This is a genomic window from Streptococcus sp. GMD1S, assembly GCF_000296875.1.
GTDB lineage: Bacteria > Bacillota > Bacilli > Lactobacillales > Streptococcaceae > Streptococcus.
Genome location: NZ_AJQY01000241.1, coordinates 1 through 704, shown reverse-complemented (window position 1 = coordinate 704; position 704 = coordinate 1). Strand labels below are relative to the sequence as shown.

General features: G+C 41.8%; 1 protein-coding gene. It reads right to left on the bottom strand.

Annotated features, from left to right (window positions below):
• Window positions 1-26 precede the first annotated feature (26 nt).
• A partial coding sequence (locus GMD1S_RS08550; RefSeq protein ID WP_000574896.1) for a peptidylprolyl isomerase occupies window positions 27-704 on the bottom strand: 678 nt, incomplete at its 5' end.

Here is a 704-nt window from a genome sequence, read left to right as displayed (position 1 = left end):
CAGTTAGCTTATCACCAATTTTCATTCTAGTCCTCAATTTCAATCGTTTCAATTACCACATCTTCAACTGGCTTGTCCATTGCACCAGTCTCAACAGCCGCAATGGCATCCAAGACCGCAAATGATTCTGCATCTACCAATTGCCCAAAAACAGTATGGCGACGATCAAGGTGAGGAGTTCCACCTTGTTCTGCATAGATCTCAGCGATTGGTTCAGGCCAACCACCACGCGCAATCTCTTTCTTAGAGTACGGTAAGTGTTGGTTTTGCACGATAAAGAACTGACTTCCATTGGTATTTGGACCCGCATTGGCCATAGAAAGAGCGCCACGAACATTATAGAGTTCTTCTGAAAATTCATCTTCAAAAGTTTGTCCATAAATGGACTCACCACCCATACCAGTACCAGTGGGGTCTCCACCTTGAATCATAAAGTCCTTGATAATACGATGGAAAATAACACCATCATAGTAGCCATCTTTTGAAAGAGCAACAAAGTTGGCTACTGTTTTGGGAGCCTGTTCAGGGAAGAGCTTGATACGCAAGTCTCCGTGATTTGTCTTAATAGTCGCCAACGGACCTTCTACTGTTTCAATGTCTACTTGTGGGAAATGCAATTCTTTTTCTACCATACCAAATCCTTCTAAGGCATCAAAAATGCCATCTTCTTCTACTGTTTTTGTAATATAATCTGCTTTTTCTTT